The organism is Candidatus Cloacimonadota bacterium (assembly GCA_011372345.1).
In the GTDB taxonomy this organism is placed as follows: Bacteria; Cloacimonadota; Cloacimonadia; order Cloacimonadales; family TCS61; genus DRTC01.
Genome location: DRTC01000188.1, coordinates 1 through 5347, shown reverse-complemented (window position 1 = coordinate 5347; position 5347 = coordinate 1). Strand labels below are relative to the sequence as shown.

General features: G+C 31.8%; 4 protein-coding genes. All 4 read left to right on the top strand.

Annotated elements, in window-relative coordinates; genetic code table 11:
* Positions 1 to 770, top strand: a 770-nt coding sequence (locus ENL20_03705) for a TIGR02556 family CRISPR-associated protein (protein HHE37662.1), incomplete at its 5' end; no start/stop codon positions are given.
* Positions 763 to 1782: a type I-B CRISPR-associated protein Cas7/Csh2 gene (gene cas7b / locus ENL20_03700; protein HHE37661.1), complete on the top strand. Its 1020-nt coding sequence runs from the start codon at positions 763 to 765 to the stop codon at positions 1780 to 1782. The genes ENL20_03705 and cas7b, both read left to right, overlap by 8 nt.
* A gap of 8 nt (positions 1783 to 1790) precedes the next feature.
* Positions 1791 to 2504: a type I-B CRISPR-associated protein Cas5 gene (gene cas5b / locus ENL20_03695; protein HHE37660.1), complete on the top strand. Its 714-nt coding sequence runs from the start codon at positions 1791 to 1793 to the stop codon at positions 2502 to 2504.
* Positions 2482 to 4860 carry a CRISPR-associated helicase Cas3' gene (gene cas3, locus ENL20_03690; protein HHE37659.1) on the top strand — a complete coding sequence of 793 codons (2379 nt, stop codon included), beginning with the start codon at positions 2482 to 2484 and terminating at the stop codon, positions 4858 to 4860. The genes cas5b and cas3 overlap by 23 nt, the downstream gene beginning before the upstream one ends.
* The last annotated feature ends 487 nt before the right edge of the window (positions 4861 to 5347 follow it).

The following is a 5347-nucleotide window of genomic DNA, read 5'->3' as shown; positions in this document are numbered from 1 at the left end:
ATGATGAATTTAAGAATCTTAAAGGACTTTATAAAAAGAATGTATTTCATAATCTTTCCTTTAACTTTGGAATTATTAGAACTTTTTTTCCTAAGAAGATAGTCGATGGAAAGATTAAAAACTTAAACGATGATTTTCTTAAGATAACAACAAAAATATTAAAAAGTCAGAACATTAACAAATCATTTATCTATCATCAAATTTCTAATCGGTTAGCCGAAAATCATCGTATTGAAAAATCGGACACTCAAAAATATCTGAAAGAAAAAAGACAATTTGATTATTTAAAAGCAATGATATTTCTGAAATTTTTATACGAACTTAATTTAATAGAAAAAAATGAAGGAAAATTGGAGGTAAAAATGGAAAACAAGTATGAAGACTATTTCCAGAAGCATCCTGATTTTTATGATGCAGATTGGAAGAAAGCAGTCTTTTTAACTGGTGTTTTAGCTCAAAATGTAATGGACATTCAATTACGGTTAAGAGGTGCTAAACCTTTCAGAAGCAGACTTAATGGATTGAAATTAGACCATAAGGCAATTAAAAGATTGCTGCCGGAATCCATTGAGAAATTGGAACAATACAAAGAAAACTACTATCGTGAATTGGAAGAGGTAATCGCTTTATTAATGGAATCCGGTGAGCCGGAATTAAAAACCCAAAGCGTAGATGAAATCAGCTTCTACTTTGCTATGGGTATGAATCTGAACAAAAAGTTTAAAACCAAAAAAGATATAGAAGGAGAACACAATGAGCGAAATAATTAAAAACCGCAGTGAGTTACTATTTTGTTATGATGTAACCGACGCAAATCCGAACGGTGATCCGTTGGATGAGAACAAACCAAGAATAGACGAAGAAACAAATGTTAATTTTGTAACAGATGTCCGTTTGAAGCGAACCATCCGAGATTATTTATACGAACACAAAGGTTATAATGGAACAGAAGGAAATGATATTTTTGTTCGTGAAATTAAAGATGATGATGAATATGTAAAAGACATAAAACATAGAGTCATAGACTTTATAAAAACTAATGATACAATTAAAGATAAAGATAAAAAATTGGTAGAGAAATTCCTAAATAATAAGGTTACAAAAAAAGAAGCTCAACTTATTACTAAGATTGCTGGTGATAATATTTTAATGGAAAATATAGACACAAGGTTATTTGGGGCTACTTATGCAGTAGAATATCCAGCATCAAAGATTGAAGAGAAGAATAATAAAGGTTTTAAAAGCTCTATAACCTATACAGGTCCTGTTCAGTTCAAAATAGGAAGATCATTACATAAAGTAGAAATCAAACCTGTTGGACACTCTTTTACGATGTCATCTGGTGATGAGAAAAAACAAGGTTCACTTGCACCAGAATATATTCTTCCATATTCCTTCATTGCTTTTCATGGAATTATAAATCAAAATGCAGCCAAGCATACAAGAATGACTGAGGATGACGCAAAACTGCTTTTGGAAGGAATGTGGCATGGCACCAAAAATCTGATAAGTCGCAGTAAATTTGGACAACAACCGCGTTTACTGATAAAGATCAATTACAAAACACCCAACTTTTTCATTGGTGATCTGGATAAAAAAATCAAGCTAACAGATTTTGATAATGAATTGAAGATCCGCAGTATCAAAGATTTCAAAATCGATTTATCTGATTTGCTTGCTTCAATTGAAGATAATAAACAGCATATTGAATCGGTTGAATATTTCGTTGATAGTGGCCTGAAAATTGTTATACCGTCAGATTGGAAAAAACTTGAATTGTAGGGGAAATTATGGATTTTGTGGTATTTGACGTTTGGGCAGATTATGCTCAATTCAAAAAACCATTTACAACAATGTCTCCACAGACTTTTAGTATTCCCACCGGAACAGCTATTATTGGTTTGATTTCTGCGATCGTCGGACTGGATAAAAACGAATATTGGAGTTATTTTCCAGAAAATTCTTTTCAAATGGCTGTAGGTGTGCGTGAAGTGATAAAAAAAGTTGTCATACCGATCAATACTCTAAAGACGACCAGTCTAAAGCATTTTTATCGTTTTGAACAACACAAACAAACAACAATGGAGTTTATCAAGGACGGTAAATTCAGAGTGTGGTTTGCCTGGAATGATGAAGCCAATTTTTCACAATTACTTGAAAACTTGAGAAATCACGAATCATATTATACTGCCTCTTTAGGATTGGCATGGAATATTGCAGATTTTAAATATGTCGGATTATTTGAAGGCAGGAGCTTTGAAACTGATGATGACTTCATCGATATTAGTTCCACAATTCCAAAACGTTTGATTGGAGATGATGAAGAAATTGATTTTGAGAATAGAAAAATATTTATCAATAATATTCCCGTTCGCATGAAATCAGACAATAGTAGAATAGTGGAGCATTATGATGAATATCTATTTGATAGCGAGGGTAAAAATATTCGTGCAAAAATAGGAAATGTCTTAGAAGTAGGAGGTGAATATATCATTCCATTATAAACTAAAATCTCATCCCGACAGACTGCTGAAGGATCACTTATTGGGTGTCCATCAGAAAGCATTAAGTTTGTTTGATAAGCTGAAGTTTGAGTTTCCTCTTTTTAAAAGGGAAGATTTGAGAAAAGTAATTTCGATTGCATCTCTTTTTCATGACTTTGGAAAAGCGACTTCTTTTTTTCAAAATTATATTCAGAATCCGCAAGAAGAATCGACAGAAGATGAACGAAGAAAGAGAAGACACGGATTGATTTCTGCTTTACTCACTTTTGGAATTTTAAAAGAGCATTTTGAAGATGATTTAGTTTTACCAATCTTTGGATTTATCATCGTTCGTCGTCATCATGGAAACTTAAAAGATTTTACGACAAATTTTATCTTTGATGAAAAAGATCTGAAAAATGTTCAATCTCAAGCTGATAATCTCGATTATGAAGAAATTATAAATATATCTTCAGGAATAGGTTTCGAGCAATTTATAAATCATGATTTCATTGATAATGTTATTGCCTACTTTAATCCTCGAACTCCCAGAGAATTAAAGAGATTATCACGTGGTTTTTCAATACAGCATTATTTTGTATTGAATCTCTTATATTCAATTCTGTTGCAAGCGGATAAAACAGATGCTATTTTGCATGATGAAAATATTAAAAAATCGCAATTACTCACTTCCTCAGATGTGCAAAAATTCAAAAATCAATTGAGTAATGATCATTCTAACCAAATCGACTTAATCCGAGAAAAAGCGTTTACCAAAGTGGAAAAAAAGATCGAAAGCTTAACGAATAAAGACAGGATTCTATCAATCAACATTCCTACTGGTTCGGGCAAAACGATAACCTCGCTTAATGCGGCATTGAAATTGTGCGAGAAGTTTAATCATTCACATATTGTATATTGCTTACCATTCACATCGGTGATAGATCAAAATTTCGAGGTGTTCGACAAAATCAGAATCTCTGCCAATTTGCCAGACGATTCGAGTATTTTGTTAAGGCATCATCATCTCACCGATATATTTTATCAAACTGTTTCAGAAGAAAATCTCAAACAGGAGTACACAATAAATAAAGCTCTGCATTTAATTGAAGGTTGGGAAAGCAGAATCACTGTAACCACGTTTGTGCAACTTATTTATTCTCTCATCTCTTACAGAAATTCATCCCTCAGAAAATTTAATCGTTTCAGTAATGCTGTGATCATATTAGATGAAATTCAATCAATTCCTCATGAATATTGGAGTTTGATAAAAGAAATATTATCTCAAACATCAATTTTTATGAACACGAGAATTATTTTAGTAACAGCGACGATGCCGTTGATATTCTCTGAAGAGAATAATGAAATAATTGAATTAGTTCAGGACAAACAAACAATCTTCAAAAGTCTCAATCGCATAGAATTGGATGTTACAAACTTGATAAATGAAAAAATGAACTGGGAAGAATTTTGTGATGCAGCTTTGAAGTTAGCGAATACAAATCCAAACTTAGATATTCTATTTGTAATGAATACCATTCGTTCTGCCAGGGAATTATTTGAATTTTTTCAAGAAAATAACCCTACTCAAAAATTAATTTATTTATCTTCCCACATCATACCGTCAGAACGTTTGAATCGTATAAATGAAATAAAGAAGCGAAAAGTAAACGAACCTGTTTTGGTTATATCCACCCAATTGATAGAAGCTGGTGTGGATATAGATTTAGATATTGTTGTTCGTGATTTTGCTCCATTAGACAGTATTTTTCAAACTTGTGGTCGATGCAATAGAGAAAATAGAAATGATAAAAAAGGCAGAGTTCTTTTGTATTCATTAAAAGATTCCAATGATTGGACGCCTTCGGGAATATATAAGAGTTTTCTAAAACAGAAAACGTTAAAAGTATTAACAAATAAAACCATCATTTCCGAATCAGAATTCTATCAACTTTCCAAAAATTACTTCTACGAAATACAAAAAGATAATTCTCAAACTAAATCAATAGAATTGTTAAATAAGATCAAAAAATTGAGTTACAAGAATGGAAACGAAAAAATTGAGCTTAAATTGATTGATAATGATTATTCATCATCGATTTTTGTAGAGCTGAATGAAACCGCACAAGATCTATGGGAAAATTATATTACAGCGCAAGAAATGGAAAATGGTTTTACTAAACTTGCAGCTTTGAAACAGGCAAGAAGGAAGCTCTCCGAATTTATCATTAACATCCCCCAAAAATGTCTTCCTCCTGATCATGATTCAGGAATATATCATCTTAGAAATGAGCGTGTATCAGAATTTTATGATGAAGAAACCGGCTTTAAAATCGATAAAGTGCTTCCTCCTGAAAAGAGTGTTGAAATAATATAACAATCGTGTACCTTCCCCTAATGATGTTCCGTGTATCTTTTAAATTTAAAAACCTTATGTGTAAGAAAACCCGTAGATACTCACGCCAAAAAAACGAATAAATCTAAAGTTGAGAAACAAATATGTCCAAAATTGTACGGTGAACTACATGTATATTAAACGAGATTCAGAAAAAATATTAAAGAAGTTGACTCTGCAATATCCTATTGTAATCATACTCGAATCACGGCAGTCTGGCAAAACAATAATATGTAAAGAGACATTTAAATAAAAAAATATGTCTATAGATATGAGAGAATTTTCAGAAAACGATACTCGAAATTTAATTTTAAATGGCGATATTATCATGAAATACAATGAGCAAGGAGTTAATTCACAATGCTATACACAGAAAAAGTCTTTCAGACTGTAAAGTCCGCAGGACTTTCTATGTAGTAACGATAGGTTTTAACCTGTCGGAAAGAGAGTCAACCATGAATGAAGAGAT

Coding starts and splice junctions, on each gene's coding strand:
- cas5b (HHE37660.1), top strand. CDS start 1,791: ATGGATTTTGTGGTATTTGACGTTTGGGCAGATTATGCTCAATTCAAA.